Raw genomic sequence first — 1,597 nt, 5'->3', positions numbered from 1 at the left:
TATCATCTTGTGGCCGGGGCGGGTTGAGGAGACGAGGATCGTGGCGGTGGCAGTGACGGCCGGGCGGGGCCTGGTCGATGATGGCCGGGTGGAAGATCGCGAGGATGGCCGGTCGCGGCCGGATCCGGAGGTCGAGCCGAAGGCGCGGCGGCGGTCGTTCTCGGCGGCGTACAAGCTGCGGATCCTGACCGAGTACGAGGCGGCGACGTCGCCGGGTGCGAAAGGCGCGATCCTGCGCCGGGAGAACCTGTACTCGGCGCATATCGTGGAGTGGCGGAAGGCCCGTGAGGCGGGGGCGTTGGCGGGTCTGTCGAAGCCTAAAGGCCGCCCTGCGATGGATGAGCGGGACCGTGAGCTTGAGAAGCTCCGAGCGGAGAAGGCGCGATTGGAAAAGGAGCTGGCGCAGGCCCGCTTCGTGATTGATGTGCAGGGAAAAGTCTCCAAGCTCTTGGAGACACTCTCCGAGGGCATTCCCGAGATCAGCGACAGCCGGAACTCGCCGAGGAAGCGGAACGAATAGTCGAGGACGGTGTGGCGAGTCTGACCGGCCGGGTCGGGGTGGCCGCGGCGTGTCGGGCGATGGGCCGGTCGCGGGCGACGCACTATCGCCGGCACCGGAAAAGCCCGGCCCCTGCGCGGCCGGCACCGATCCCGCACAAGGCGCGCCGGCAGCCGGCGGCGTTGTCCCCGGCCGAGCGGGAGCGCCTCGTCGCGCTGTTGCACTCGGAGCGGTTCGTCGACGCCTCCCCGGCCCAGGTGTGGGCGACCCTGCTGGACGAGGGTGTCTACCTGGCCTCGGAGCGGACGATGTACCGGCTGCTGGCCGAGCTCGGCGAGACCGGGGACCGTCGCCGCCAGGCCACCCACCCCGCCCACGTCAAACCCGAACTGATCGCGGAGAAACCGAACTCCGTATGGAGCTGGGATATCACGAAGCTCCGTGGCCCAAAGAAATGGACCTACTTCTACCTGTACGTGATCATCGATGTGTACAGCAGGTATGTTGTCGGGTGGATGGTCGCGGACCGGGAGTCCGCCGCTCTCGCGGAAGACCTGATCACAGCCAGCTGCACCAAACAGCAGATCAGCCGTGAGCAGCTGACGATCCACGCCGATCGTGGAACGTCCATGACCTCGAAGACAGTCGCGCTGCTGCTCGCCGACCTCGGTGTCACCCGGTCGCATTCCCGACCTCGGGTGTCGAACGACAATCCATATTCCGAGGCGCACTTTAAGACGATGAAGTACCGGCCTGACTTCCCAGCTTCGTTCGAGAACCTCCAGGCCGCCCGGGCCTGGTGTCGAGGGTTCTTCGACTACTACAACGATCAGCACAGGCATTCCGGGATCGGGCTCCTCGCCCCGGCCGTGGTCCACCACGGCCAGGCCGCCGCCGTCCGGAAGGCCCGTGCTGCCGTCCTGGACGCTGCCTATGCCGAGCATCCCGAACGGTTCATCCGCCGTCCCCCAGCACCACCAGCACTGCCCGAACCCGCGTGGATCAACCGGCCCCCGAAGGAGGAACAGCCCGACCAGACAGACACATCAGCTGGCTAATTTCTGCAACATCCTGCCTCAAACAGCTTGACGGGTTCCG

1 protein-coding gene is annotated in these 1,597 nt (G+C 66.5%); it reads left to right on the top strand.

Annotated elements, in window-relative coordinates; translation table 11 throughout:
* The first annotated feature begins 70 nt into the window (after window positions 1-70).
* Window positions 71-1,557, top strand: a protein-coding gene (locus AC559T_RS12370) for an IS3 family transposase (RefSeq protein ID WP_498868791.1) whose coding sequence is annotated in 2 segments (ribosomal slippage) — window positions 71-431 and window positions 431-1,557 — 1,488 coding nt in all. Because the reading frame shifts where the segments join, the coding sequence is not laid out codon by codon here.
* Window positions 1,558-1,597 lie beyond the last annotated feature (40 nt).

Origin of the sequence: Frankia sp. Hr75.2, from assembly GCF_949319125.1 — a bacterium.
In the GTDB taxonomy this organism is placed as follows: domain Bacteria; phylum Actinomycetota; class Actinomycetes; order Frankiales; family Frankiaceae; genus Parafrankia; species Parafrankia soli.
Note: the sequence above shows the minus strand (reverse complement) of the source record. Positions and strands in the feature narration are given on the sequence as shown.